The 25280-nt window shown below is 69.5% G+C and carries 27 protein-coding genes; 14 read left to right on the top strand and 13 right to left on the bottom strand.

Annotated features, from left to right (window positions below; translation table 11 throughout):
• The first annotated feature begins 73 nt into the window (after positions 1–73).
• Positions 74–814, top strand: a complete 741-nt coding sequence (locus tag IU449_RS08270; RefSeq protein ID WP_195001286.1) for an SDR family NAD(P)-dependent oxidoreductase — start codon at positions 74–76, stop codon at positions 812–814.
• Between the two features lie 6 nt (positions 815–820).
• On the opposite strand, the gene IU449_RS08265 is transcribed toward IU449_RS08270, so the two are convergent.
• Both IU449_RS08265 and IU449_RS08260 read right to left on the bottom strand, forming a co-directional pair.
• Positions 821–1372, bottom strand: coding sequence for a hypothetical protein (locus IU449_RS08265; RefSeq protein ID WP_195001285.1), 552 nt, complete (start codon positions 1370–1372; stop codon positions 821–823).
• Positions 1372–3099: a DEAD/DEAH box helicase gene (locus IU449_RS08260; protein WP_195002400.1), complete on the bottom strand. Its 1728-nt coding sequence runs from the start codon at positions 3097–3099 to the stop codon at positions 1372–1374. Before IU449_RS08260 ends, IU449_RS08265 begins: the two co-directional genes overlap by 1 nt.
• 474 nt (positions 3100–3573) lie before the next feature.
• Between IU449_RS08260 and IU449_RS08255 the strand changes: the two genes are divergently transcribed.
• Positions 3574–4323, top strand: coding sequence for a TetR/AcrR family transcriptional regulator C-terminal domain-containing protein (locus IU449_RS08255; RefSeq protein ID WP_195001284.1), 750 nt, complete (start codon positions 3574–3576; stop codon positions 4321–4323).
• 157 nt (positions 4324–4480) lie between these two features.
• On the opposite strand, the gene IU449_RS28955 is transcribed toward IU449_RS08255, so the two are convergent.
• The 3 genes from IU449_RS28955 to IU449_RS08245 all read right to left on the bottom strand — a co-directional run bounded on the left by IU449_RS28955 (position 4481) and on the right by IU449_RS08245 (position 6265).
• Positions 4481–4675, bottom strand: a complete 195-nt coding sequence (locus IU449_RS28955; protein ID WP_029903635.1) for a DUF7455 domain-containing protein — start codon at positions 4673–4675, stop codon at positions 4481–4483.
• 379 nt (positions 4676–5054) lie between these two features.
• Positions 5055–5933, bottom strand: coding sequence for a sulfite exporter TauE/SafE family protein (locus tag IU449_RS08250; protein ID WP_195001283.1), 879 nt, complete (start codon positions 5931–5933; stop codon positions 5055–5057).
• Positions 5934–5935: 2 nt separating this feature from the next.
• The gene (locus IU449_RS08245) at positions 5936–6265 is read right to left on the bottom strand and encodes a rhodanese-like domain-containing protein (protein ID WP_195001282.1); all 330 of its coding nucleotides are present in this window, start codon (positions 6263–6265) and stop codon (positions 5936–5938) included.
• A gap of 134 nt (positions 6266–6399) precedes the next feature.
• On the opposite strand from IU449_RS08245, the gene IU449_RS08240 reads away from it, so the two are divergent.
• From IU449_RS08240 to IU449_RS08230, 3 genes are all read left to right on the top strand, one after another.
• Positions 6400–7779: an MBL fold metallo-hydrolase gene (locus IU449_RS08240; RefSeq protein ID WP_195001281.1), complete on the top strand. Its 1380-nt coding sequence runs from the start codon at positions 6400–6402 to the stop codon at positions 7777–7779.
• A 342-nt stretch (positions 7780–8121) separates the two neighbouring features.
• Positions 8122–8595 carry a rhodanese-like domain-containing protein gene (locus tag IU449_RS08235; protein ID WP_195001280.1) on the top strand — a complete coding sequence of 158 codons (474 nt, stop codon included), beginning with the start codon at positions 8122–8124 and terminating at the stop codon, positions 8593–8595.
• 234 nt (positions 8596–8829) lie between these two features.
• Entirely contained in the window at positions 8830–9219 is a 390-nt protein-coding gene (locus IU449_RS08230) for a DUF952 domain-containing protein (protein WP_195001279.1), read from the top strand.
• A 55-nt stretch (positions 9220–9274) separates the two neighbouring features.
• Here the strand turns inward: IU449_RS08230 and IU449_RS08225 are convergent, their stop codons facing one another.
• The 3 genes from IU449_RS08225 to ppgK all read right to left on the bottom strand — a co-directional run bounded on the left by IU449_RS08225 (position 9275) and on the right by ppgK (position 12965).
• Positions 9275–10372, bottom strand: coding sequence for an MHYT domain-containing protein (locus IU449_RS08225; protein WP_195001278.1), 1098 nt, complete (start codon positions 10370–10372; stop codon positions 9275–9277).
• Between the two features lie 249 nt (positions 10373–10621).
• Complete coding sequence (locus IU449_RS08220; protein ID WP_195001277.1) at positions 10622–11998, bottom strand: RNA polymerase sigma factor; 1377 nt, start codon at positions 11996–11998, stop codon at positions 10622–10624.
• A gap of 208 nt (positions 11999–12206) precedes the next feature.
• On the bottom strand, positions 12207–12965 hold the full coding sequence (gene ppgK / locus IU449_RS08215; protein WP_195001276.1) for a polyphosphate--glucose phosphotransferase: 759 nt from the start codon (positions 12963–12965) through the stop codon (positions 12207–12209).
• Positions 12966–13124: 159 nt separating this feature from the next.
• On the opposite strand from ppgK, the gene IU449_RS08210 reads away from it, so the two are divergent.
• Positions 13125–14027: an inositol monophosphatase family protein gene (locus IU449_RS08210; protein WP_324188133.1), complete on the top strand. Its 903-nt coding sequence runs from the start codon at positions 13125–13127 to the stop codon at positions 14025–14027.
• A gap of 69 nt (positions 14028–14096) precedes the next feature.
• Here the strand turns inward: IU449_RS08210 and cei are convergent, their stop codons facing one another.
• Positions 14097–14774: an envelope integrity protein Cei gene (cei, locus tag IU449_RS08205; RefSeq protein ID WP_195001275.1), complete on the bottom strand. Its 678-nt coding sequence runs from the start codon at positions 14772–14774 to the stop codon at positions 14097–14099.
• A gap of 382 nt (positions 14775–15156) precedes the next feature.
• Here cei and IU449_RS08200 point away from each other — a divergent pair, with 382 nt between their 5' ends.
• Positions 15157–15459: a DUF4193 domain-containing protein gene (locus IU449_RS08200; protein WP_195001274.1), complete on the top strand. Its 303-nt coding sequence runs from the start codon at positions 15157–15159 to the stop codon at positions 15457–15459.
• Positions 15460–15514: 55 nt separating this feature from the next.
• Here IU449_RS08200 and IU449_RS08195 read toward each other — a convergent pair whose 3' ends face one another.
• The gene (locus tag IU449_RS08195; RefSeq protein WP_324188132.1) at positions 15515–16027 is read right to left on the bottom strand and encodes a DUF3093 domain-containing protein; all 513 of its coding nucleotides are present in this window, start codon (positions 16025–16027) and stop codon (positions 15515–15517) included.
• A 62-nt stretch (positions 16028–16089) separates the two neighbouring features.
• Between IU449_RS08195 and dut the strand changes: the two genes are divergently transcribed.
• Together dut and IU449_RS08185 are read left to right on the top strand one after the other, a co-directional pair.
• Positions 16090–16587 carry a dUTP diphosphatase gene (gene dut, locus IU449_RS08190; RefSeq protein ID WP_195001272.1) on the top strand — a complete coding sequence of 166 codons (498 nt, stop codon included), beginning with the start codon at positions 16090–16092 and terminating at the stop codon, positions 16585–16587.
• Between the two features lies 1 nt (position 16588).
• Positions 16589–17440, top strand: coding sequence for a DUF3710 domain-containing protein (locus tag IU449_RS08185; RefSeq protein WP_195001271.1), 852 nt, complete (start codon positions 16589–16591; stop codon positions 17438–17440).
• Between the two features lie 88 nt (positions 17441–17528).
• Here the strand turns inward: IU449_RS08185 and IU449_RS08180 are convergent, their stop codons facing one another.
• Positions 17529–18320 carry an alpha/beta fold hydrolase gene (locus IU449_RS08180; RefSeq protein WP_195001270.1) on the bottom strand — a complete coding sequence of 264 codons (792 nt, stop codon included), beginning with the start codon at positions 18318–18320 and terminating at the stop codon, positions 17529–17531.
• Between the two features lie 73 nt (positions 18321–18393).
• On the opposite strand from IU449_RS08180, the gene IU449_RS08175 reads away from it, so the two are divergent.
• The 3 genes from IU449_RS08175 (at position 18394) to IU449_RS08165 (ending at position 20301) form a co-directional block, all read left to right on the top strand.
• The gene (locus IU449_RS08175) at positions 18394–18771 is read left to right on the top strand and encodes an OB-fold nucleic acid binding domain-containing protein (protein ID WP_195001269.1); all 378 of its coding nucleotides are present in this window, start codon (positions 18394–18396) and stop codon (positions 18769–18771) included.
• Positions 18772–18905: 134 nt separating this feature from the next.
• Positions 18906–19484: a DUF3159 domain-containing protein gene (locus IU449_RS08170; RefSeq protein ID WP_195002398.1), complete on the top strand. Its 579-nt coding sequence runs from the start codon at positions 18906–18908 to the stop codon at positions 19482–19484.
• Positions 19485–19665: 181 nt separating this feature from the next.
• Positions 19666–20301: a sigma-70 family RNA polymerase sigma factor gene (locus tag IU449_RS08165; protein WP_195001268.1), complete on the top strand. Its 636-nt coding sequence runs from the start codon at positions 19666–19668 to the stop codon at positions 20299–20301.
• Positions 20302–20335: 34 nt separating this feature from the next.
• Here the strand turns inward: IU449_RS08165 and IU449_RS08160 are convergent, their stop codons facing one another.
• Complete coding sequence (locus IU449_RS08160; RefSeq protein ID WP_067853628.1) at positions 20336–21007, bottom strand: potassium channel family protein; 672 nt, start codon at positions 21005–21007, stop codon at positions 20336–20338.
• A 2-nt stretch (positions 21008–21009) separates the two neighbouring features.
• On the bottom strand, positions 21010–21675 hold the full coding sequence (locus IU449_RS08155) for a potassium channel family protein (protein WP_195001267.1): 666 nt from the start codon (positions 21673–21675) through the stop codon (positions 21010–21012).
• Between the two features lie 211 nt (positions 21676–21886).
• Here IU449_RS08155 and IU449_RS08150 point away from each other — a divergent pair, with 211 nt between their 5' ends.
• Complete coding sequence (locus IU449_RS08150) at positions 21887–23893, top strand: APC family permease (protein ID WP_195001266.1); 2007 nt, start codon at positions 21887–21889, stop codon at positions 23891–23893.
• A gap of 73 nt (positions 23894–23966) precedes the next feature.
• Positions 23967–25268, top strand: coding sequence for a class I SAM-dependent RNA methyltransferase (locus tag IU449_RS08145; protein WP_195001265.1), 1302 nt, complete (start codon positions 23967–23969; stop codon positions 25266–25268).
• Positions 25269–25280: the final 12 nt, after the last annotated feature.

The following is a 25280-nucleotide window of genomic DNA, read 5'->3' as shown; positions in this document are numbered from 1 at the left end:
CTCTTGACTCAGCGGCTCTCGTGAGATCAAATATTTATGTAGTGATCGATACAAAAATATGAAAGGGTCGGCGATGGCGGGTCTCGAAGGCAAGAAGGCGCTGGTCACCGGGGGGAGTCGAGGGATCGGGGCGCAGATCGCCCGCCAGTTGGCGGCCGAGGGCGCCGACGTCGCGGTGACCTACCGCAACGGCGAATCGGCCGCCGCCGCGGTCGTCGGCGACATCCGAGGGCTGGGCAGGCGCGCCGCGGCCATCCGCGCCGACAGCGCCGACGCGGCAGCGGTGGTATCCGCCGTGCAGCGAGCCGCCGACGAACTCGGCGGCCTCGATGTCCTGGTCAACAACGCGGGCATCTTTCCGAGCAAGCCCTTCGAGGAGTTCACCCTCGACGAGGTGGACGAGGCGCTGAACGTGCACGCGCGCGCCGCCTTCGTCGCCGCGCAGGCCGCGCTGAAGCACATGGGCGCGGGTGGCCGGATCATCGGCATCGGCACCAATCTCACCGATCACGCCCCCTTTGGCGGGCTGTCGCTCTACAACCTCAGCAAGTCCGCTCTCAACGGCTTCACCAAGGCGCTTGCCCGTGAACTCGGCCCGCGCGGCATCACCGTCAACCTCGTGCAGCCCGGCTCGACCGACACCGACATGAATCCGGCCGACAGCGATCACGCACCCGCGCAGGTCGGGCTCACCGCGCTCGGCCGGTTCGGTTCCACTGCCGACATCGCCGCCGCGGTGGCCTTCCTGGCCGGTGAGTCGGGCCGCAGCATCACCGGCACCGTGCTCACCGTCGACAGCGGCACCAATGCTTGATCGGCCTCATCGCGCGGGCTCGAAGTAGCCCGCCGGGTCGATCGCGTGCAGCGGTATCCATCGCGGCGGCGCAACGTCCGCATTGCCCTCGAGAGGGCTCGTCTCGAAGTAGCCTCGCAATTCCAGAGCCACCCGCGGATTCTCGTCGACGCGGCGGGCGAGGGCGTACAGCACGGCGAAAATGTGCAGGCAGTGCGCCGTGCGGGCTGAGCAGGAGCAGTCGGTGCTGGTCAGCACCGGTGCGAGGGGAATACCCGCGTCGATCAGAGCGCGATGGGTCTCATCGGTGAGATGTGCCGGGTCGGCCACGATCTCGGCGATCGCCGAGATGATCGCGCGTGGCATCGGTTCGACTTCGAGATGGGTGACCGACGCCTGACCGCCGCGGTGGATGTGCGCGCGCACGATCCTGCCCTCGATCTCGAGGCCGACCCCGTGGTTGCGCGCGACGCTGCGGGCGCGGGGCAGCAGCGGTTCGGGGCGGGTGCGGTGCAGCGGCTCGGCCAGGCGTACCCAGTCCATGCCCCAGCGGGTGTAGCCGAATTCGTTGTCCGCCATCAGTTTCCCCGCTTCCGTCGCAGGATCTCGATCAGCTGCTCGTCGTCGAGCTTGGCCAGCGCCGCCACCGCGGAGGCGCCGGACAAGTCGGTCAGTGCCGATTTGCGGTCGTGCATGCCCGCGATGTGTTCCTCCACGGTGGTGTCCGAGGTCAACGTGGTGACGGTGACCGTGCGGGTCTGCCCGATCCGGTGGACCCGGTCGGAAGCCTGCGCCTCCACGGCCGGATTCCACCAGCGGTCGTAGTGGACGACGTCGGCGGCGCGGGTGAGCGTCAGACCGGTTCCCGCGGCGCGCAGGCTCAGCACCAGCACCGGCGGGCCGTCCTCGGACTGGAAATCCTCGACGATACGCGCGCGTTCGGCCTGGTTCAGACCGCCGTGGAAGAACGGCGCGGTGACGGCGAACTGTTCGGCCAGATGCCGGACGAGCAGTTCGCCGGTCTGCCGGTACTGGGTGAAGACGAGGGTGGGGGAACCGGTCTGCATGTTGGCGGCGAGGATGTCGGTGCACAGATCGAATTTGCCGCTGCGCCCGCCGAGTTCGCTCAGGTCGCCGGTGATCAGCCCGGGGTGGTTGCAGACCTGTTTGAGCGCGGTGAGCGCGGCGAGCACGCGGGTCTGTCGTTGCGCGCCGTCACCGAAGCCGTCGTCCACGGCCCGCGTCAGCAGATCGTCGTAGAGCCGCCGCTGTTCCTCGGTGAGATCGCAGCGCAGGTCCACCTGGATCTTGGCGGGCAGCGCGGCGGCGACCTGTTTTTTCGTCCTGGCCAGCAGGACCGGTTCGACGGCGGCGCGCAACCGGGCGGGCGCGCTCGGCGAACCCTCCTCGATGGGTCGGACGAAGCGGCGCCGGAACTGGGTGCGGTGCGCGAACAGGCGCGGTGCGACCAGATGCAGCAGCGCCCACAGCTCGTCGAGCCGATTCTCCACCGGGGTGCCGGTGAGAGCGACGCGCGCTTCGGCAGTGAGCGAGCGTGCCGCCCTCGCCACCTGGGTCCGGGGATTCTTCAGCGCCTGCGCTTCGTCGAAGATCAGGCTGCGCCACCGTGTCGCGGCCAGTCGCTCGCCGTGCAGGCGCAGTGTCGGGTAGCCGGCGACCACCACCGTGCCCGGCTCGGTGTGCGGGTCGCCGCCGCGCCAGGCGCGCGGCCGGAGACCTGGCGCGAATCGTTCGATCTCGTGCACCCAGTTGCCCACCAGCGAGGTCGGACAGACCACCAGCTGCGGTCCGTCGGCCCGGCCGAGCAGAAAACCGATGGCCTGCAACGTCTTTCCCAGCCCCATCTCGTCGGCCAGGATCGCGCCGCCGTGGGCCTCGACGGTCGCGCGCAGCCAGCTCACCCCCCGCGCCTGATAGCCACGCAGGTCCGCGCGCAACGTGTCGGTGAGTTCGGCGGCGACCGCCTCGGTCGTGGTCAGCGCACGCATCGCCGCACCGGGGGCCAGCACCGACTCGCCCACGGCGTCGGGGATCGCGTGGGCGGCCAGGGGCAGGACGGGCGTGGGCGTGGCGCCGCGCAATGCGCTCTGCCAGGCGAGCAGCGACGGAGTGGCCGTCGTGGACGAGATCTCGGTGAGTTCGCTCGGGGTGAGCAGCGCGCAGTCGACCTCGGTCACCCGCAGCCGGTCACCGGCGGGGACGACCAGGGGGATGCGCTCGGCCACGCCCACGTCGTCGGGGGCGGCACCGGGGTCGAGCCCGGACCAGGTCCACAGAGCGAACAGATGCCGGTCGGGGAGGTAGGTGGCCTGGGCTGTCCGGCGCACGGTCGCGCGCCCCGTAGCGGCGGCGTCGGGAGTGCTTGCGCCGTGACGGGTCGACGATTTCCGGGGCTTTGTCACTCGGTTGCTGTGTGCGTGCTGCGGAGATGCCTCGGGGCATGCTGAACCAGGGGGTTGTTCGGTCGGCTGGTGCGGGTGCGCGGGCGCGCACTGGTCGACTCCGGGGACGGTGGTGCCGACGGCCGTCGCCGTGGTGCCGGATGTGGGATCGGTGGGCGCGGGGGTCTCGGGGATGGGCAGGACTACCTCCGGGCGTCGCGTTCGATGATGCGTTGAGATAACGTACACCGTACGGACTTTGTTCCCGGTCCGGTATGCGCGGCGATCGTCGCCGTGCGGGCGTCGGTACCGTTGCGGCAACCGCACGGTTGTGGCTCGACCTGCGGACCCGCGCGAGCGGAACACGCGAGGAGGAACGTGTCTCAGGACGACCCCGGTGCGGCCGGCCGATTGCTCACCCTGCTGTGGCGGCACTCCCTGCCCGGCCGGCCCGTCGCGCGTGGACCCAAACCCGCCGTCAGCGTCGACGAGGTGGTGGCGGCGGCCGTCGCGCTCGCCGACCGCGAAGGGTACGAGAAGGTGTCCATCCGGGCCATCGCCGCCGAACTCGGCCTGCGCCCGATGAGCGTGTACACCTACGTGCCCAGCAAGGAAGCCTTGACCGTCCTGATGGTCGATGCCGTCGCCGAGCGGGACCGGCCGATCGATCCCGCGGCCGGGATCCGGGAACGGATGGCCGCGATCGCCGACGGCGTCCGCGCCGAGATCATCGCCCACCCGTGGCTGCTGGAGGTGCCGCCGTGGCGGCTGGTGCTCGGCCCGGGCCGGATGCGGCGCTACGAACGCCAGCTCGCCGCGATCGACGGAATCGGGCTCTCCGACGTCGAAATGGACCGGGTGATCGCGGTGCTCACCGACTTCGCCACCGGCAACGCCCGGTTGGCGGTCGCCGCGACCAGGGAGACCGGACAGATCAGTGACGCGCAGTGGTGGGAACAGGTCGGCCCGGAGTTGTCCCGGGTGATGCCCGCCTCGGAGTTCCCGCTGGCGACCAGGGTGGGCGAAGCGGTCGGCGAGATCCATCAGGCGCCCGCGGATCCGCAGGGCGCCTATGCCTTCGGCCTGGCCAAGCTGATCGAGGGCATTCTCGCCGACGTGCATCGGTGAGCCAGGGCACCGGCGGCGCTCCGGCGAACTGTCGGGAAACGCCGGCAGCGGACGACCGAGGAGTCGCCCGCTGCCGGGGAAGACGATCTTCTGTTGTTCGATGCTGTTGTGTCAGGACGTGAGAACGTCGGAGCGGGAAATCATCGCGAAGCGGGATTCAGAGGGCGGGAGCCGATTCCGTGTCGATGACGGCCTCGAGCTCACGCAGTCGATCCATGTGTTCGTTCGCGTGATGCTGGCAGAAGAGCAACTCTCCACCTGCGGGCAGCACTGCGCGCACACGGGCGGCAGCCCCGCAACGGTCGCAACGATCGACCGCGGTCAGTGGGGTGCTAGTCAGGGTTCCTGGCATGACTCCTCCGTCCTGGCTCCCGGCACTACAGTCCGTTCACCTGGTGTGGGGCTCGTGGTCACTCACCACGAGCTCGCTACCGCTACTTCCCAGCAGTGGTATGACTACTCTGTCAGACGTTCACGCCACGGGGTTTGTTCCCGTAGGGAATCCGGTGTGTTTTCTCTAACACGACCTGGGATTTTCGCCCAGAGCGAACACAGCCGGTCCCCCCCGATCGAAACACCCTCGATCACCCCGTGATTGACGCCTGTCCAGTTGGTCTGATTGGAGACTACCCGTGCGCTGTGACACTCACACGCACGTTCGGTCATCTCGGCCCTCGTCAATGTCCGCACTCTCGACCGTTCGTCGCCGCGATGCTGCTGCGAACCTCGGCTCACACGGCGGGCACCGTGGCCTCGGGTGGGCGGGAGAATCGTCGCACGGGGCAGTGCTCGCCGCGCTCGCAGGCGAAGGTGAGGCCCGCGGCGGCGAGCGTGAGCGCGGCCGCGGCCACGCCGACCGCCGGGTGGAGTTCCTGGGCCAGGATGACCGAGGACATGGCCAGGACGAACCAGCCGAAGCCCTTGCGCAGTGCGTCCGGATCGACCACCGCGGTCAATCGGCCGCCGATCAGGCTGCCGACCACGGCCGCCCCGGTGACCATCGCCGCGAGGCGCCAGTCGATCTGCACCGCGGACAGGTACCCGCCCAGGCCGGCGAAGGACTTCATGGCGATGACGATGAGCGACGTCCCGACGGCTACCGGCATGGGCAGTCCGCCCAGCAGTGCCAGGGCAGGGACCACGAGGAACCCGCCGCCCGCGCCGACCAGGCCGGTCACCAGGCCGACGACCGCGCCCTCGAGCAGGATCTTGCCCACCGGCATGGCGTGTGGCGCTTCGGCGGCGCCGACCGTGTTCCTACGGCCGCGCAGCATGGCGATCGCGGTGGCGATCATCATCGCGGCGAAGGCGAGCAGCAGGATGCCGCCGGGGACGAACCGGGAGAGCAGGCCGCCCACATAGGCGCCCGCCATTCCGGCGAGACCGAACAGGATGCCGGTGCGCCACTGGACTCGCCCCGCCCGTGCATGGGAGATCGCGCCGACCGCGCTGGTCACGCCGACGACGAGCAGTGAGGTGGCGATCGCCTCCTTGGCGTCCATGCCGGCGACGTAGGCGAGCAACGGGACGGTCAGGATGGATCCTCCGCCGCCGAGCAGGCCGAGGGTGATGCCGACCACGACCGCCAGTGCGACTGTCAGCGCGATCACGGTCAGCTCCTGTCGCCGACGGCGGTGAGGCCGCGTTCGACGGGGTGGCCCGCGAGCAGCCACGCGGCGGTGCCGCCGGCGACCGAGACGGCCGTGCGGCCCGCGGATTCGAGAATCCGCGCTCCCTGCTTACTGCGATTGCCGCTCGCGCAGATCACGTACACGATCTCGCCGCTGGGCACGTCTGCCAGACGCTCGGCCAACTGGCCGAGCGGAATCCACACCGTCCGCGGGACGTGTGCCTGGGCGTATTCGAAGTCTTCGCGCACATCCAGCACGGCGGCGCCGGATTCCCAGGCGCGGGCGAAGGCCACGGTGTCGATTTCCTTCATGGCATAGCTCCTCGGTGAAGGTGACAGATCATCGGAAGGAATACCCAGGGGGGTATTTGACATACCCTAGGGGGTATATGGCATCCTGTCCACATCCCCGGAAACACATCCGGCTCGCCTCACGGGAGGAACGCATGATTCTCGAGCAGTACTACATCGAGTGCCTGTCGCACGCGTCGTACCTGATCGGCGACGAGAGCACCGGGCGAGCGGTGGTGGTCGATCCTCGCCGGGACGTCACCGAGTACCTCGACGATGCGGCCGCGCATGGCCTGACCATCGAAGGCGTCATCAACACGCACTTCCACGCGGATTTCGTCTCGGGCCATCTGGAACTGCTCGAGGCGACCGGGGCATGGATCGGCTTCGGGGAGGCCGCCGAGGCGGACTACCCGATCCGCCGCCTGCGCGACGGCGAACACCTGTCCCTCGGCGAGGTCGATCTCGAGATCTTGTCCACTCCGGGGCACACCTGGGAATCGATCTCGGTGCTGGTGCGTGAGCATCCGGGCGCGACCCCGACCGCGGTGCTCACCGGCGACTCGCTGTTCATCGGCGATGTCGGTCGGCCGGACCTGGTCAACCTGGGCGATTCGTCCACCGAGGATCTCGCGCGGGCGATGTACCACACGGTGCACCAGAAGTTGCTGACTCTGCCCGATCCGGTGGTCGTCATGCCCGCCCACGGCGCGGGGTCCTCGTGCGGCAAGAATCTGTCGACCGAACTGACCTCGACCATCGGGGAACAGCGGACGACCAATCCGTCGGTGCAGCCGATGACCGAGCAGCAGTTCGTGGCATTGGTCACCGAAAACCAGCCCGCCGCCCCCTCGTACTTCTCCGTCGACGCCGGGTTGAACAAGGCGGTCCGACCGCTGCTCGATCAGGCCCGCACCATCCCGGAGATCGCTGCGGCGCAGGTGCGCGACGAACTCGCCGCGGGCACCCGGGTGCTCGACGCCCGCAGCGTGGACGACTTCGCCGCCGGGCACCTGCGCGGCTCGGTCAACGTCGGTTTCGACGGCCGATTCGCCGAGACCGGCGGCATGGTCGCCGAGGTGGGCGAACGCATCGTGCTGATCACCTATCCCGGTGAAGAGCAGGACGCGGCGATGCGGCTGGCGCGGATCGGGTCGGACAACGCGATCGGATATCTGAACGTCGGCCACGACGGTGTGTTCCCGGCCGAGCTGTCCGAGCTGGTCGAGCCCGCACCGCGTACCTCCATCGAGCAACTCGACCACATGCTGGCCGCGGACGCGGTGACGCTGGTCGACATCCGCAATCCCGGCGAGCGCGAATTCGGCGTCATTCCGGGGGCCGTGCCGATCCCCCTGGCGCAGTTGCGGACTCGCCTCGAGCATGTGCCCACCGGCAAGCCGATCGTCGTGCACTGCGCGGGCGGATGGCGCTCGAGCGTGGCCGCCTCGCTGCTACGGGCCCAGGGCTTCGAGAACGTCTCCGATCTGATCGGCGGCTACAACGCCTGGGCGGAGGCGCACGTCCCCGCGTAACCCGAACAGCTGTGCAGAAGGCCGCCGCGGACGCCTGTCCGCGGTGCGCCACCCATCGTTGTCACCGATTCCAGGAGGACCCCATGTGTTACCCCGTCGCATGCCCGAAATGTGGAAAGACCGGCTGGGGCGGCTGCGGACAGCATGTCGACGCCGTCATGCGTTCCGTGCCCCCCGCGCAGCAGTGCAGCTGCGGACCGGAGGCCGCCCGTTCCCAGGGCCCGGCCACGACGCTGCGTTCGCTCTTCCGCTGATCCCCCTCGGCACGAACGCCCGTCTGCTCGGCAGACGGGCGTTCGGTGCTCTCATGCGCTTCGGCCGACCGGAGATAGGCTCGCTGTCATGGCGAACGACAACGCATCGATGTCCAGGGCGCCTCGCACCCGCACCGGAGACCCGCAGAACGTTCCCCGTCCGATCGAAGGTGAAGCCGACCTGGTCGCGGTCGAGACCACCTGGGGTGAGCTGCAACCGCTGCAGTGCGCCGCCGGAGTTCCCACCGTCGGCGAACTGGAGGTCATCGACCTGGTCCGCGCGGGCGCCCGGTTGGTGGACACCCGCGTCCCCGACTCGCGCGGCGGTGTGAGCCTGCCCGGGGCGATCAACCTCCCCCACGGCGAGATCGTCGAGCGCCGTGGTGAGCTGGACCCGGCGGGCACGACCGTGGTCTTCTGCAACGGCCCCCAGTGCCCGCAGTCACCCGCGGCCATCCGGGAGCTGATCGACGCGGGCCACCCCGCCGCCGCGCTCGCGTATTACCGGGGCGGCCTCCACGACTGGATCACCCTGGGCCTGCCGGTCGAACACGTCGACTGACGTTCTTCTCGACCGGCGCTCGCGTTCGGCCGGATCGGCGGGTGATGGCCTCCGGTCTGATCGTCGACCCCGACACCAGGGAGGTGTGACGGTCGACGGTATGCCGGTGGAACTGTCCGGCACACCTTTCTCTCCCCACCGACCCGAGTCGTGACCGGTGAAGTCGCTTCCTGTTCCTGTGTGAAGCTTGTGTGATGCTCCCGGTACCGTCCGGGCGCCCGTCACTGCGGCTCGATGGGAGACGAATCCGTGCGCGCGGACACTCACCTGCTTTTCCACCTCTGCACCCGCGGCGACTGGACGGCCGCGCTGGAGGCGGGAGAGTACCGACCGCCCTCGCTGGCGGAATCGGGGTTCGTGCATCTGTCGACTCCGGCGCAGGTGCACCTGCCTGCGAACCGTCTGTTCCGAGGCCGCCGCGACCTGATCCTGCTCCATGTCGACGCCCGCGAGGTCGGCGCCCCCATCCGCTGGGAACCGGGCGTGCCCGGCGACCCCGACGCCATGCTCTTTCCGCATCTCTACGGCGCGCTGCCGCTGGAAGCGGTGACCGCGGTGACGGACTTCCACCCCGGTCCGGACGGAACGTTCCCCGCGCTTGCCGAGCACGACTCCGGCCGCTGAGACGGGGCCGTCGAGCGGAACCGTGCGGCATACGTGCCGATTGCCGCGGCGGTGCTCAGGATTTGCCGCGCCTGCGGATGTCGTCGGTCGTCGGCCAGTACTGCGTCCCGGAGGTCTGGGCGGCGGCGACCGGTTGCGGTGCGGACTTCCCTCGGTTCGGCCGGCTCTGATTCGGATCCTGCCGCCGCGGCGCGGGCTCGGACGCCGGGAGCGCGACGGGCTCCGGCATCCGATGCGCGGGCGGCGAGCGATGCCCTGTGGGCGTCCCCGCTGCCGCGGGCACGGCCCCTGGGCGGCCGGCGGTCACCCCGGGAGATGCCGGAACGGCCGGCGATCCGGCGCGGTGGCCCGGACGGACGACGGGTAGCGGACCGGTGGCGAAATCGTCCGCGGCGGGCCGCACTTGCACCGGTTCCAGTGGCGGCAGATCGACGGCACGCTCGATCGAGGTCAGGCTCACGGTGATGAGCAGGAGCATGGTGACAATGCTGATTCCGACGATCAACGGCACCAGCAACTGCATCGCGCCGGCGCCCTCGGGTGGGCCGTGCCGGTGCCCGGTGTGCGCCTCGAGGCCCGCCATCCCGGTGTAATGCATCCCGGAGGCGGCCAGTGCCATGATCGCTGCCGCACCGACGGTACTCAGCAGTCCCTCCACGCGTACCGCGAACCACAGCGCGCCGCCTGCCGCGGCGATCGCGAGCAGCACCGAGAGCACCACCAGCAACGGCTGGATCTCGATCGTCGCGTTGGTCCGCAGGGCGGCCATGCCGACGTAATGCATGGCGGCTATGCCGATTCCGATCGCCGCGCCGCCACCGGCCACCATCGCCACCGTCGGTCGCGGGCGCATCACCAGAAACAGCCCGAGCCCGCTGGGCGCGATCGCGCACACCGCGCTGAGCAGAGTGAGCGGCACGTCGTAGCGGACTTCGGCTCCCTGGATCGAGAAGCCGAGCATGGCGATGAAATGCATGACCCAGATTCCCGCCCCGCCGATCGACAGCGCGGACAGGGTGAGCCAGAGCGGCCTGCTGTTACCGGAGCGCGCCCGCATGGCGCACTGCAGTCCCAGTAACGACCCGGTGAAGGACATGACGTAGGCCAGCAGGGGCGTCAACCAGCCGTAACTGAAGTGGTGAATGTCGAGCACGTGTAAAACCCCAGAGCCGGGCCGAGACACCCGGCGATGACGAATGATTGCGACAGACTGTACGTCAGGCGAGCGTGGACCGGGCAGCGAAAGTGTGGCAACAACAAGTGGTCTCGATCACGTTTGACCGGGGCGCTCTTCTGTTCGACGCGCAGGTCCGCGGGCGAACCAGGGAAGAGACGACGCCCGGCGGTGGTGACCGCCGGGCGTCGTAGCGTTGCCGAGAACCGGGCCGAGTGCTAGTCGGTACTAGTCCAAGTAGTCGCGCAGCACCTGGGAGCGGCTCGGGTGCCGCAACTTGCTCATCGTCTTGGATTCGATCTGCCGGATACGCTCGCGGGTCACACCGTAGACCTGACCGATCTCGTCGAGGGTCCGCGGCTGACCGTCGGTGAGGCCGAAACGCAGGCGCACCACGCCCGCCTCACGCTCGGACAGCGTCTCGAGTACCGACTGCAGCTGATCCTGCAGCAGGGTGAAGCTCACGGCGTCGACCGCGACGACGGCCTCGGAATCCTCGATGAAATCGCCGAGCTGGCTGTCGCCTTCGTCGCCGATGGTCTGATCCAGCGAGATGGGCTCGCGCGCGTACTGCTGGATCTCGAGGACCTTCTCCGGGGTGATGTCCATTTCCTTGGCCAACTCCTCCGGAGTCGGCTCGCGGCCGAGATCCTGGAGCAGCTCGCGCTGGATGCGACCGAGCTTGTTGATGACCTCGACCATGTGCACCGGGATACGGATGGTGCGGGCCTGATCGGCCATGGCTCGGGTGATCGCCTGCCGGATCCACCAGGTGGCGTACGTCGAGAACTTGTAGCCCTTGGTGTAGTCGAACTTCTCGACCGCGCGGATCAGACCGAGGTTGCCTTCCTGGATGAGGTCGAGGAAGGCCATGCCGCGGCCGGTGTAGCGCTTGGCCAGCGAGACGACCAGACGCAGGTTGGCCTCGAGCAGGTGGTTCTTGGCGCGGTTGCCGTCACGGACGATCCAGTTGAAGTCGCGGCGCATAGCGACCGGCAGCTTCTCGCCCGTCTCGGCGAACTCGCGCATCTTCTCCGCCGCGTAGAGGCCCGCCTCGATGCGCTTGGCGAGCTCGACCTCCTCCTCGGCGTTGAGCAGGGCGACCTTGCCGATCTGCTTGAGGTAGGCGCGCACCGAGTCGGCCGAGGCGGTGAGCTCGGCGTCTTTGCGGGCCTGGCGCAGGGCCTCGGATTCCTCCTCGTCCCAGACGAAGTCGCCGGAGGCCTTGTCGGCGGCGGTGGGCTCGTCGGCTCCTTCCTCGGCCGCTTCTTCGGTGGCCTCGACCAGCTCGCCCTCATCGGCGAGGTCGGTCTCGTCCACCTCGATGTCGTCGAGATCGGCGAGGTCGATGGCTTCGTCGTCGAGCGGCTCGTCGGCGCCGGGCTCACCCTCGGCTCCGGCCTTCTTGGTGGTGGCCTTCTTCGCAGGCGCCTTCTTGGCAGCGGCCTTCCCCGCATTCGCGGCCTTCTTGGCGGGCGCCTTCTTGGCAGCGACCTTCTTGGCCGGTGCCTTCTTGGCGGCAGCCTTGCGGACCGGCCGAGCTGCTGTGGGTTCTTCGGAGTCGGCGTCGGCCGAACCGGCGGTCTGACGGGTCGTGGCTACCACGTACGCCCTTTCGTGACGGTCTCGTGCGGCGTCACGCCAGAGTTGTGTTCCGGCGGAGCGGTCTGTCGGGTTTCACCGGCGGAAGGCCGGTCGGGCTCCGGCTCTCCGCCGGGCATGTTCCATTGTAACTATCCGACCAGGGTACTCATGGCACGATGCCGCCTTCCCGCGCGCCGGTCACCTGTCGGGCCGTTTCGGTGCGCCCAGGTCACGGCACCAGATGGGTCTCGACGGCCATCGCCGCGCCGACGATTCCCGCGGTGTTGCGCAGGCGCGCCGCGACCACCGGAGTCCGGTTGGTGAGCAAGGGAATCCAGCGATCGGCGTCACGGCTGATGCCGCCGCCCGCGACGATCACGTTCGGCCAGAACAGGTCCTCCAGGCCGGAGAGCACGGTGGAGACCTCGACGGCCCACTGTTCATAGCTGAGTCCGCGCCGGTCCTTCACCGAGGCGGCGGCCCGGTGCTCGGCCTCCATGCCGCCGATCTCGAGGTGCCCGAGCTCCGAGTTGGGCACCAGGGTGCCGTTGTAGAGCAGGGCCGAGCCGATACCGGTGCCGAAGGTGAGCACCAGGACCAGTCCGCTGTAATCCGCTGCCGCTCCGTGACGATCCTCGGCGAGTCCGGCCGCGTCGGCGTCGTTGAGCACGGTGACCTCGCGCCCGCCGAGCGCGGTGGAGAACAGTGTCCGCGCGTCGGCGCCGATCCAGCTCTTGTCGATGTTGGCGGCGGTGCGGGTGACACCGCCGAGAACCACCGCGGGCATGGTGATCCCCACCGGCCCGTCCCAGCCCGCCTCGGCCACGAGGCGAGCGGTTGTCGCCGCGACCGCTTCGGGGGTCGCCGGGCGTGGCGTGGCGATCTTGATCCGTTCGTGGACCAGCTTGCCGGTGGCCAGGTCGACCGCGGCGCCCTTCACGCCGCTGCCGCCGATATCGATACCGAATGCGTGCCCCCGAGCGGACATGACAACCCCTCGTTCTGCGTAGCCGACTCCTGTGATGACAGGCGATTATGTCCGATCGTGCCACCGGGTGTCCGACCGCACGGGCAATGCGGGCCGCGGCCCCGCCCGGCGCCGGGTGGAGGCCGCCCCGTCGTCCGGATCTGTGGTAGCGATGGAGGCGTGCCGCACTCGACAAGATCTGCCACCGAAGCCGTCGCCGAATCTCCCGAGACCGTCGCGGACCTGCGCCGCACCGCGGTCGCGCTCGCCGAACGCGCCGCCGCCCACGTCCGGGCTCGCCGCCCGGAGGTGTTCGGCGCGGGAACCGGCGAGGGCTCCGACTCCGTCCGGACCAAGTCGCACGCGACCGATCCGGTGACGATCGTCGACACCGAGTCCGAGGAGTTGATCCGCGAACTGCTCGCCACCCAGCGCCCCGGCGAGGCGATCCTCGGCGAGGAAGGCGGCGGCAGCCTCGGCGTCGGCGACGACGCGGTGGCTTGGGTGGTCGACCCCATCGACGGGACGGTGAACTTCCTCTACGGCGTGCCCGGATACGCCGTCTCGGTCGCGGCCATGCGCGGCGGTCGTCCGGTGGCGGGCGCGGTGGTCGATGTAGCGCACGAAGTGACCTACAGCGCCGGCCTGGGGGCGGGCGCGACCGCGACATCCGCCGACGGGAGGGTCGAGCACCTGAGCTGCTCGCAGGCCGCCGATCTGGAACTCGCGCTGGTCGCGACCGGGTTCGCCTATGGGCGCAGCAGACGGACCCGCCAGGCCGAGATCATCGGCCGGGTTCTGCCGCAGATCCGCGACATCCGCAGGTTCGGCGCGGCCGCGCTCGATCTGTGCCATGTGGCCGCCGGACGTGTGGACGCCTACTTCGAGCACGGGCTCAACCCGTGGGACTGGGGTGCGGGCGCGCTCATCGCCGCCGAAGCAGGCGCACTGCTCACGCTGCCGCCCGCCTCGCACACCGGTGCGCAGGGCGATCTGGTGGTCGCCGCGGCACCGGGTGTCGCCACCGGACTCGCGGCACTGCTGGCAGCGGCGGGCGCCACCGAGCCGATTCCGGACGAGTAGACCGAACGGCCCCGGACAGACGTCGAGGCCACGCTCCCCAGCGGAGCGTGGCCTCGCGGGCATGAGCGTTCAGCAGCGTGCGGTGCGTGCGGCCGCCAGCAGGTCGATGTCGATCTTCGGGCTGTCGCCCGGGGCCGGGTTCTTGAGCGAACGCAACACCTCTTCGGCATCGTTGTTGGGTTGCACGTCTCGGAACAGCGAGCCGAGCACCAGATCGACCGTGTCGTCCTCACGCTGATCCTGAATCAGTTCCGCGCACGGGGCGACGAGCTGCACCGAGGCGGCGGCGGGCCTGCCGTTCACTCCGAAGCGGATCTGGCCGGTGCATTCCAGGTCGCCGTTGGTGTAGATCGGATCGTTACCGTATTGGGTGTCCGGGGTACTCGCGAACCCCAGATCACCGAGGCGCGATGCCACGTGCGCGGCTTGGCCGCGCTGGTTGTTGGCATTGAGTACACGCACTCTGGACTGGGCGAGCGCCGCGGGTTCGACGTCCTGCAGCCACGATGCGCCGACCCGCTGCCCGAGCGCGGGCGCGGCTTCGGCGCCTGGCTCGGTGGCCGGGCTCGGCGAGTTGCACGCCATCGCCGTGGTGTCGGTGTTCTCGGTGGTCAGCGCCTTGATCCAGACGATCGAGCAGATCAATGCGAGAACGCCGAGCATGATGAGCCACGCGCGCGGGCGACGCCGAGGATAGAGGCGACCCTGGGGATCGGTCGCGCTGCCTTCGGTGATCAGTGAAACCACCAGCACACTCTACGAAAAGTGTGACCGGAGGCGGCGGTTGGTCTCGATGCGTCGCCGGCTCGATGTCGATTCCCGATCGGTTTCGCCATCGGTGTGTTTTGATTGCGACTTTTGTCCACGGGTCCGCTATTGTCTGGCGGCCCAGATCGAAACATCGGCGGACAATTCGGTGGTCGGTCGCGGGAACAAGTAGGGCATGTCCTGCGTTTACCGAGCGCAATCGGGTATGGGTCCGTCGGATCTGTCCTGATGCGCGAGGCGGAGCACTTGTGATGTGCACCACCGGCGGGGCGGTGCGGGTTCACGTTCGGTTCCGGGTAGGAATCGCCGCGTGGGCTCTGCCGGTCCGGGATATACGGAGTAAGGACGAGGGGAAGACGACATGGCAACCGACTATGACGCACCGAGGCGTACCGAATCCGACGATGTGTCGGAGGATTCGCTGGAGGAGCTGAAGGCTCGTCGCAACGAGGCACAGTCCGCCGTCGTGGATATCGACGAATCCGATACCGCGGAGTCGTTCGAGCTTCCCGGCGCAGACCTGTCCGAGGAAGTTCTCTCGGTCCGGGTGGTCCCCAAGCAGGCCGACGAGTTCACCTGTTCCAGCTGCTTCCTGGTGCACCACCGCAGCAGGCTCGCCAGCGAGGCGGGCGGTCAGATGATCTGCATGGATTGCGCCGCCTGACCGCCGGCGTCGCCGACAGTTCGGCCGGCCCACGGCCGGATCGAGCGGGAGATTCTCACCCCGCGCTCGGTAGTCCGAGCGCGGCCAGAACCTGTCCGGGTTCGCGCGTACTGACCAGCCAATAGGGCGTCGGGTCGTCCGGATCGTCGAGTACGAGCAGCACCATCGGTCCCACCCAGGGACGGTGCTGGACGTAGGCGGCCGGGTCGAGCTGACGGCCCAGCGCCGCGCTCTTCGCGCTGGGCGCCACGACCGCGGCCCGCGAGACGAAGCTCACCGGCAGGTGGGCACGACCGACGTGCAGTTCCGGTGTTCCCGACGCGTCCGTGGTCACCTGCACGCTGTGCCTGCTCAACCACGCCAGCACCCACACCGGTAGCGGGAACAGCAGCAGGTAGGGCAGCCAGCCGTACGAACCGCCGATGGCCATCTGGATCTCGGCGGCCAGCAGTGCGGTGACGCCGAAGCCGATCGGCCACCACCACCAGGGCACCCAGAGGCGCTCTCGGTAGGCGGTCACGGTGCTGTCGCGAGGCTCGGTCGACGACGGGTTGGGCTGGTCCGACACATTTCCACAGTAAGTCACCGTCACCGCTGCGCGCCGCTCAGGTGCGCGTAGGCTCGTCCGATGTGAGCGCACTTTCAGCGATACCGCTGCGGCGATTGGATCCGGGTATCCCGGTACCTTCCCGCGCCCATCCCGGTGACGCCGGGGTGGATCTGTGCACCACCCAGGACGTCGTGCTGGAGCCGGGTGAGCGCGTGCTGGTGGGCACAGGCATCGCCGTGGCCCTGCCGATCGGCACGGTGGGGCTGATCCATCCCCGTTCCGGGCTGGCCGCCAAGACCGGCCTGTCGGTGGTGAACACTCCGGGCACCGTCGATGCCGGCTATCGCGGGGAGATCAAAGTCTGCTTGATCAATCACGATCCTCGCGAGTCGATCGAGCTGCGCCGGGGTGACCGCATCGCGCAACTGCTCGTCCAGCGCGTGGAACTGGTGGATTTCGTCGAGGTCGACGAGCTCGACGACACGCCCCGTGGTGCCGGCGGTTACGGCTCCAGCGGTGGACATGCGAGCTTGACGCCGGGCGCGGCGCATATGGCGCGCGCCGGTCAGGAGGGGTGACATGGGACTTTTCGGTAAGAAGAAGCGCGACAGCGACAGATACGGCGAGGACGAGTACAGCGACGACGGTTACCTCGACGCCGAGTACGACGACGAGTACGACGCCGAGTACGCGGGCGACTACGAGGACGCCGACTACGACCGCACCACGGCCGCGACCGCACCGGACGAACAGCGCACCGGTCCCTACGACTACGACGATGTCGCCGAATTGCTGGACAATGTCGCCGATCAGCGCCTCGATCTCGGCTCGGTGATCCTGCCGGTCCCGCCCGGCGGTCAGCTGCAGGTGGAGATGACCCCCGAGGGCGCGCCGCAGGCCGTGCACCTGGCCACCGAGCACGGACGGATCACCGTCGCCGCCTACGCGGCACCGAAGTCGCCCGGTCAGTGGCGCACGGTCGCCGCCGACCTGGCCGAGTCGTTGCGCAAGGACGGCGCGCAGGTCTCGGTGGAAACCGGCCCGTGGGGTCGGGAACTGCACGCCGCGACCGCGACCGCGGATCTGCGGTTCATCGGCGTCGACGGCTACCGCTGGATGGTGCGGTTGGTCGCGGCGGGCCCGCCGGGCGCCGCAGCGGACGGGCTGCCTCTTGTCGCCGCCGCGCGCGCGATCATGGCCGAGACCGTGGTGCGGCGCGGGACCGATCCGTTGCCCGTGCGCGATCCGCTGCCGGTGGTGTTGCCCGCGCAGCTGGCCGAGCAGCTCGCCGCCGCCCACCAGGCCCAGGTGCAGGCACAACAGCAGCAGGCCGCCCCGCAGCCGCAGCCGGTGCCGACGCCGCAGCCGGTGCCCCAGGAGCCCCGGCGTGGAACAGGTGGCTCGGCCATGCAGCAGCTCGGCCTGAACTGATCGTCGGCTCATCCGAACCCGCTCCGCCGATGGGCCTCGGGGCAGGTTCTGCGTCGGAGCGATAGGGGGGCGGCGGTCCGGTGCGGGGTCAGCCGACCGGTGCCGGCTCGGATGCGGGCGTGCGGATCGGCGGCAGCACCCGTGACAGGGCGGCGAATCCAAGGTGCCCGAGCACGGGGGGATCGGCGCCCAGCTCGTCGAGGGTGAGGCAGTCGAGCGTCGCGCCGGGGATCAGCGCCGCCCATCGCCGACCGACCGCGAGCGGGTGGACCGGATCGTCGGTCGTGGCGATCACCGAGACCGGCACGTTCAGCGCCGCCAACTGCTCGGCATCGGGCCACGCATAGGCCGCGGCCTCCTCCAGCGCGCCGGGCAGCCACGGCCACTGCGCACGCCACGACTGGGCCAGTGCCGCGCCGAGCCAATCCGGGCTGCTCGCGCGCATCTGCTCGATCACTGCCTCGAGCCCATCGGCACGCAGGCGCGCGGCGGTATACGCCGCGGACAGCGCCGCCGGACATCCGGCGGTGTCCGCCCCGGTCCAGGCGGGCAGCGCCGCCACCACCCCGGCGATCGCCTCGGGGCCGGCGACAGCCCGCCGTGATCTGGCGGCAGCCCACTCCACGGCCACCGCCGCGCCTAGCGAAATCCCGGCGACGAGCACCGGACCGTTGTCGGCCGCTTCGTCCAGCGCCGCGCGATAACTCGCCACCACGTCCCGGGGATCGGGCTCCACCGCGCGGAAGCGCAGCCCGCGCTCGTCGGCCGCGGACCCGAACGCGCGCCGGGCGAAATCGGCATCGGAGCCGGTCCCGGGCAGTGCGACCACGCACGGAAGCACGGATGGTCGTGCGGCAGCCGGGTGTGGTGAGTGGAACATCGGGTCGAGCGTAGCGGGGGTGCCGCGGGGGATCTACAGTGGCGGTGTACGACCGAGAGCAGGAGTGCTTGCCATGCCATCCGCAGCCTCGAGTTACTTCCGACGCCTGAGCCGGCGGTTGACCGAGGACATCGATCAACTCGACGCAGAAGAACTCGCCGAGACAGCCGACGCGTCGGGCGCGTGCCGGGTGGTGGACTGCCGTCGTGGTGAGGAAGTCACCATGCTCGGTCGGCTCCGCAGTGTGGAAGCATGTTCCAAGTCGGCGGGCGCCAGTGTGCAGGCGGAGTTCTTCGACGGCACCGACGCGATCGCTCTGGTCTGGATCGGCCGCCGCCGGATTCCCGGCATCGAGCCGGGACGTCGCCTGCTGGTGCGCGGCCGCATCGGCGAACGCGACGGACGCAAGGTGATCTTCAACCCCTACTACGAATTGCGCGGGAACAGCTGACACGTATGCCATCCAGCCACGACAACGGCGCTCACTTCGACGCCCCGGTGCGAGCCACCGCACCCGAACAGGGGACGTCCCCCGACACCGAGGCCGCCGAGGCCCCGCGCACCGAGCAGACCCTGCTCGAGCAGATGGGCGGCTTCAGCGGCCTGATCTACTCGACGGTCCCGGTCGTGGTCTTCGTCCCCGTCAACAGCTTCTTCGGGCTCACCGCCGCGATCTGGGCGGCGCTCGGCGTGGCCGCGGCGATTCTGGTCTGGCGGCTGATCCGCCGCAGTCCGATCCAGCCCGCCGTATCCGGCTTCGTCGGCGTCGGTATCTGCGCGTTTATCGCCTGGCGGATGGGTGAGGCCAAGGGGTATTTCCTGTTCGGCATCTACACCAGTCTGGTCTACGCGGCCGGGTTCGTGCTGTCGATCCTGGTACGCAGACCGCTGGTCGGGGTGATCTGGGGTGCGCTGAACGGCCACGGCTCGGTGTGGCGCTCCGACCGCGCCCTGGTGCGGCTCTACGACTTCGCGACCGCCATCTGGGCGCTGGTGTTCGGCGCGAGGTACCTGGTGCAGTCCGAGCTCTACGACTCCGACCAGACGGGCTGGCTGGCCGCCGCCCGGATCGGCATGGGCTGGCCGCTGACGGCGGTCGCGTTCGGCGTCACCATCTGGGCCGTGCGCCGGGCCGGCCATCTGCCGGTGCGCTCCGGCGCGTAGCCCGCCCCTCGGGGCGTCTCGAATCTCGCGTCGTCGCAGCGTTTTCGAAGGGCCTGGGGTGCGCGAGGACACCGCAGAGGTGGGTTGGTACCCACCCTGGGGTGTCTGGTCGGTGAGTCCTTTTCACCGGACGATCGTCATACGAAAAACGTGAACGATCTCCCGAGATTGGACCGCACCGATGGCTATCGAGAAGCAGACCCGCACCAGGAACCACACCCACGCCGCGGCTGGGCCCGCTCTCACCGAGAGCCGCCGGGTGGCCGCCGAGGTGGAGAAGCTGATCGGCCCGGCCGCCGCGGGTGATCAGCGCGCGATCTCCGACATCCTGCGCACCATCCACCCGCTGGTGCGCCGCTACTGCGGCGCGAAGCTGGGCAACACCGCGCATCTGCAGGTCACCGCCGACGACGTGGTGCAGGAGGTGCTGATGGCGACGGTCAAGGCGATGCCGCGCTACCAGGACCAGGGCAAGTCCTTCCTGGCCTTCGTCTACGGCATCGCCGCCAACAAGGTCGCCGACGCCTTCCGTCGCTCGCAGGTGCATCCGACCTACCCGGTGGCCGACGTGCCCGACACCCCGTCCACCGAGGCGGGCCCGGAGGAGTGGGCGCTGGCCTTCGAGCGCCGCGCCGCGACCAGGGAACTGATGAAGGTGCTGGCGCCCGCCCATCGGGAGGTGCTGGTCATGCGCATCGTGCTCGGCTGGTCGGCCGCTCAGACGGCCGAGGCCATCGGCACAAGTCCCGGAGTCGTCCGGGTCATGCAGCACCGGGCGCTCAACAAGCTGCGCGCCCAGTTCGAGACCGCCGCGTGACGGGGACCGGCCTGGCAGCAGCCGTATCGGGGTGTTACGGCCTGATGCCGTGGTCGGCCAGCGCCACGCGCAGATCCTCCTCGGCCTCCACCGAGGTCACGAACAACAGCTCGTCCTCGCCCTCGAACGGGTCGTCGGCCTGCGGCACGATGACCCGGCCGCCACGCAGAATCGTCACCAGCGCGGCATCGCGCGGCAAGGTCAGCGCCCGAACCGGCTTGCCAGCGAGCGCGGTGTCGCTGGGCAGGGTGATCTCCACCAGGTTGGCCTGCCCCTGACGCAGCGTCATCAGGCGCACCAGATCACCCACCGAGACCGCTTCCTCCACCAGCGAGGCGAGCAGCCGCGGGGTCGACACGGCCACGTCCACGCCCCACGCCGAATCGAACAGCCACTCGTTGCGCGGATCGTTGACCCGCGCCACCACCCGCCGCACACCGAACTCGGTCTTGGCCAGCAGGCTGTGCACCAGGTTCACCTTGTCGTCGCCGGTAGCCGCGATGACCACTTCGTAGGTTTCCAGCTCGGCGTCCTCGAGCAGCGCGAGTTCGCATGCGTCGGCATGCACCCAGACCGCGTCCGGAATGGCCTGGTGGTCGATGTGGTCGAGCTGGCGCTCCAGCAGCATCACCCGATGCCCGCCACGCAACAGTTCCCTGGCGATCGAACGCCCGACAGCGCCCGCGCCGGCGATGGCCACCTTCATGATCAGTCCTCTTTCACGGGGCGCTCGGCCGCCAGCGCGACGGCCTCGCCGACCAGGCCGGAAGGTACCGCCACATACACGATGTCATCGGCCTGCACGATGGTCTTGCCCTCGGGCAGCAGCGCTTGTCCGAATCTCAGCACGAACGACACCCGGCCGCCGACCGCCCGCTCCAGGTCCTGCACGGTGCGGCCGAACCAGTCCTCGTGCAGCGCGAGCTGAGTGACCGCGACGGTGCCGGTGGGCTCGCGCCAGGTGGTGGTTCCGGTGTCGCCGATGATCGTGCGCAGGAACCGGTCGGTGGTCCACGGCACGGTGGCGATGGTGGGGATGCCGAGGCGTTCGTAGACGGCGGCGCGTTTGGCGTCGTAGATGCGGGCGACGACGCGCTCGACGCCGAAGGTTTCCCGCGCGACCCGCGCGGAGATGATGTTGGAGTTGTCACCGGAGGAGACCGCCGCGAAGGCGTCGGCGCGCCCGAGTCCGGCCCGGGTCAGTACGTCACGATCGAAGCCGACGCCGACCACGCGCTGACCGGCGAAATCCTCGCCGAGCCGCAGGAATGCGCTGGAGTCCCGGTCGATGACGGTGACCTCGTGTCCGACCCGCACCAGGGCACGCGCCAGCGACGAGCCGACCCGCCCGCACCCCATGACCACTACGAACACCGCACAACCCCTCGTTTCCTGCCGATATCGCGACCGCCGCCCGCCCGTGGACGGTCCGTCGGGGACCGGGCGAGCGGTAGTGCGCTCACAACCTACTCTGCCCAGTGCCCGAGGGCCGGTTTCCCCACCGTGATCAGCGCCAAACCCCGGTGCGCGGCGCATCCGCCCACCCCCGGCGCGCGCAAGTGTCCGGGGATCTATGCTCGCTCCGGTGTCCAAGTTGACGACAGCGGCCAAGCGCATGCTGCTGGGCAGGCCCTTTCGCAGCGACTCGCTGGGGAGCACTCTGCTGCCGAAGCGCATCGCGCTGCCGGTCTTCGCCTCCGACGCGTTGTCCTCGGTGGCATACGCGCCCGAGGAGATCCTCCTCATGCTGTCCGTCGCGGGCGTGTCGGCCTACCTCTACGCGCCGTGGGTGGGTCTGGCGGTCGCGTTCGTGATGGCGATCGTGGTCGCCAGCTACCGGCAGAACGTGCACGCCTACCCCTCCGGCGGCGGTGACTACGAAGTGGCGACCACCAATATCGGCCCGACCGCGGGGCTCACGGTGGGCAGCGCGCTGCTGGTCGACTATGTGCTCACCGTGGCGGTGTCGATCTCGTCGGCAGCCGCCAACATCGGCTCGGCGATCCCTTTCGTCGACACCCACAAGGTGCTGTTCGCCGTCGTGGCCATCGCCGTGCTGACCGCGCTCAATCTGCGCGGGGTACGCGAATCCGGCACCATGTTCGCGATTCCCACCTACGCCTTCATGTTCGGCATGTTCCTGATGCTCGGCTGGGGCCTGATCCAGACCTACATGCTCGGCGAACCGCTGCGTGCCGAATCCGCCGGTTTCGGATTGGAGGCCGAGGAGGAGCATCTCTACGGACTGGCCTTCGCGTTCCTGATCGCGCGCTCGTTCTCCTCCGGCTGCGCCGCGCTCACCGGCGTCGAGGCGATCAGCAACGGTGTGCCCGCCTTCCGCAAACCCAAGTCCCGCAATGCCGCGACCACGCTGCTGCTGCTGGGCGTCCTCGCGATCACCATGCTGATGGGCATGCTGATACTGGCGCAGAAGATCGGGGTGGTCTACGCCCACGACACCGGCCATCTGACCGGAGCGCCCGAGGACTACCACCAGAAGACGCTCATCGCCCAGCTCGCCCGCACGGTGTTCGACGGCTTCCCCATCGGATTCTTCTTCGTCACCATCGTCACCGCGCTCATCCTGGTGCTGGCGGCCAACACCGCGTTCAACGGTTTCCCGGTGCTCGGCTCGATCCTCGCCCAGGACCGCTATCTGCCGCGTCAGTTGCACACCCGTGGCGACCGGCTGGCCTTCAGCAACGGCATCCTGTTCCTCTCCGGCGCGGCGATCGCGTTCGTTGTCGCTTTCGGCGCCGAGGTGACCAAGCTGATCCAGCTCTACATTGTCGGGGTGTTCGTCTCGTTCGTGTTGAGCCAGACCGGCATGCTGCGCCACTGGACGCGACACCTGCGCACCGAGACCGATCCGTCGCATCGCGCCCGGATGAAGCGTTCGCGGGTGGTCAATGCCGTCGGTCTGACCGCCACCGGCGCGGTGCTGATCATCGTGCTGGTGACGAAGTTCTTCGCCGGAGCCTGGATCGCGATCCTGCTGATGGTCGTGGTCTTCGTGGTGATGAAGATGATCCGGCGCCACTACGACGCTGTCGCCAAGGAACTCGACGAGTACGAATGGGACCCCGTGCTGCCCAGCCGGTCGCACGCGATCGTGCTGGTCTCCAAACTGCACCTGCCGACTCGGCGGGCGCTGGTCTACGCGCGCGCCGCCCGCCCCGACACCCTGGAGGCGATCACCGTCAACGTCGACGACGAGGACACCAGGGCGCTGGTGCGCGAATGGGAGCGCAGCGAGGTCACGGTGCCCCTGAAGGTGATCGAGTCGCCGTACCGCGAGGTCACCAAGCCGGTGCTCGATTACGTCAAGCGGGTGCGCCGCGACTCCCCGCGCACCGTGGTGACGGTCTTCATTCCCGAATACGTGGTGGGCCGCTGGTGGGAGCAGGTACTGCACAACCAGAGCGCGCTGCGGCTCAAGGGCAGGCTGCTGTTCGAGCCGGGCGTCATGGTGACCAGCGTCCCGTGGCAGCTCAGTTCGTCGGCCTCCGCCAGACAGCCCGGAGTGGTCAACGCGCCGGGCTCGGTCCGGCGCGGCTACGGGGATCAGCGGCGCGGCGGGGATCAGCAGTGAGGCGGAGCACGGCTGACCCGGTCGCGGCAGCGGCACGGGGAACAGCGGAGACGATGCGAACGGTAGTGATCAGGTGAGCGACTGGCTGGGCCAGACCTTCGAGATCCGGCTCGGACCGCCCGGGCACGGCGGGTTCTGCGTCGGCAGGCACGAGGGCCGGGTGGTCTTCGTTCGGCACGGACTGCCGGGGGAGGTGGTACTTGCTCGGGTCACCGAGGATGCCGGCGGCGGATTCTGCCGCGCGGACGCGATCGAGATCCTGGAGTCCTCCGCCGACCGGGTGCCCAGTACGTGCCCGGTCTCCGGACCGGGCGGCGCGGGCTGCTGTGACTTCGCGTACGCGACTCCCGCCGCGCAGCGCGCACTGAAGGCCTCGGTCGTCGGTGAGCTGCTGCGACGTATCGGCGGACTCGACCGCGAGGTGACCGTGGAGCCGATCTCCGAGCGCTCCGCCGAGGCCACCGGTGGCTGGCGCACCCGGGTGCGGCTGCCCGTCGACGCGTCCGGCCGGGCCGGTATCCACCGCTACCGCAGCGATGCGGTGATCGCCGACCTGCGTTGCCCGCAACCGGTTCCCGGCATGCTGGCGGACATCGCCGAACAGCAGTGGACACCGGGTGCGGATCTGGTCATCGCACTCGATGGCGACGGTCTGCGCCACATCGTCGAACTCGCCCCCGCCGCGCCGCAGCACCGTGGCCGTACCGATCGGGGCGGCGGGCGCCGCGGACCAGCCGGTCGGCGTGGTGCCGCCGCCGCTCGGCGCGCCGCCGCCCACGCGCCCCGGGCGGAACGGATCGTCGAGGGCTCCGGCCGCGCGGTCGAGTATGTCGCGGGTCGGCGATGGGAAGTGTCGGCCACCGGCTTCTGGCAGGCGCATCGCGACGCGGCGCAGTGCTATTCGGATCTGATCGGGCAGTGGGCCGAGCTGTCGGGCGGGGACAGTGCCTGGGATCTCTACAGCGGCGCGGGGGTCTTCGCGGCCCGGCTCGCCGAGCAGGTGGGCCCCGGCGGCGCGGTTCTGGCGGTGGAGTCCTCGCGCGCCGCGGTTGCCGACGGCCGGGCCGCGCTGCGCGATCAGCCGTGGGTCGACCTGCGGTCGGACCGGGTTGAGCGGTGGCTCGCCGAGCACATCGCGCAGACGCCTCGAGTGGTCGTCCTCGATCCGCCCCGAGCGGGCGCGGGCAAGGACGTGGTGACCGCGGTGACCGCGGCCGGTCCCGAGCGGATCGTGCACATCGGCTGCGATCCCGCCGCCTTCGCCCGTGACCTCGGCCTCTACGGACGGGCCGGCTACGAACTCGCCGACCTGCGGGTCTTCGACGCGTTCCCGGCCACGCACCACGTCGAATGCGTGGCCCTGCTGACCCGCTGAGCCGGTCGACGC

This window comes from Nocardia higoensis, from assembly GCF_015477835.1.
Taxonomy (GTDB): Bacteria; Actinomycetota; Actinomycetes; order Mycobacteriales; family Mycobacteriaceae; genus Nocardia; species Nocardia higoensis_A.
The sequence above is the reverse complement of the archived record's forward strand: the minus strand, read 5'-3'. Positions and strand labels throughout refer to the sequence as shown.

Excerpts from the sequence above, each read along its gene's own strand:
- IU449_RS08165 (WP_195001268.1), top strand. The coding sequence starts at position 19,666 with ATGGCTATCGAGAAGCAGACCCGCACCAGGAACCACACCCACGCCGCG.
- IU449_RS08170 (WP_195002398.1), top strand. The coding sequence starts at position 18,906 with ATGGGCGGCTTCAGCGGCCTGATCTACTCGACGGTCCCGGTCGTGGTC.
- IU449_RS08175 (WP_195001269.1), top strand. The coding sequence starts at position 18,394 with ATGCCATCCGCAGCCTCGAGTTACTTCCGACGCCTGAGCCGGCGGTTG.
- IU449_RS08240 (WP_195001281.1), top strand. The coding sequence starts at position 6,400 with ATGATTCTCGAGCAGTACTACATCGAGTGCCTGTCGCACGCGTCGTAC.
- IU449_RS08230 (WP_195001279.1), top strand. The coding sequence starts at position 8,830 with ATGGGAGACGAATCCGTGCGCGCGGACACTCACCTGCTTTTCCACCTC.
- IU449_RS28955 (WP_029903635.1), bottom strand. The coding sequence starts at position 4,675 with ATGCCAGGAACCCTGACTAGCACCCCACTGACCGCGGTCGATCGTTGC.
- IU449_RS08265 (WP_195001285.1), bottom strand. The coding sequence starts at position 1,372 with ATGGCGGACAACGAATTCGGCTACACCCGCTGGGGCATGGACTGGGTA.
- IU449_RS08200 (WP_195001274.1), top strand. The coding sequence starts at position 15,157 with ATGGCAACCGACTATGACGCACCGAGGCGTACCGAATCCGACGATGTG.
- ppgK (WP_195001276.1), bottom strand. The coding sequence starts at position 12,965 with ATGTCCGCTCGGGGGCACGCATTCGGTATCGATATCGGCGGCAGCGGC.
- IU449_RS08235 (WP_195001280.1), top strand. The coding sequence starts at position 8,122 with ATGGCGAACGACAACGCATCGATGTCCAGGGCGCCTCGCACCCGCACC.
- IU449_RS08185 (WP_195001271.1), top strand. The coding sequence starts at position 16,589 with ATGGGACTTTTCGGTAAGAAGAAGCGCGACAGCGACAGATACGGCGAG.
- IU449_RS08245 (WP_195001282.1), bottom strand. The coding sequence starts at position 6,265 with ATGAAGGAAATCGACACCGTGGCCTTCGCCCGCGCCTGGGAATCCGGC.
- IU449_RS08160 (WP_067853628.1), bottom strand. The coding sequence starts at position 21,007 with ATGAAGGTGGCCATCGCCGGCGCGGGCGCTGTCGGGCGTTCGATCGCC.
- IU449_RS08180 (WP_195001270.1), bottom strand. The coding sequence starts at position 18,320 with ATGTTCCACTCACCACACCCGGCTGCCGCACGACCATCCGTGCTTCCG.
- IU449_RS08270 (WP_195001286.1), top strand. The coding sequence starts at position 74 with ATGGCGGGTCTCGAAGGCAAGAAGGCGCTGGTCACCGGGGGGAGTCGA.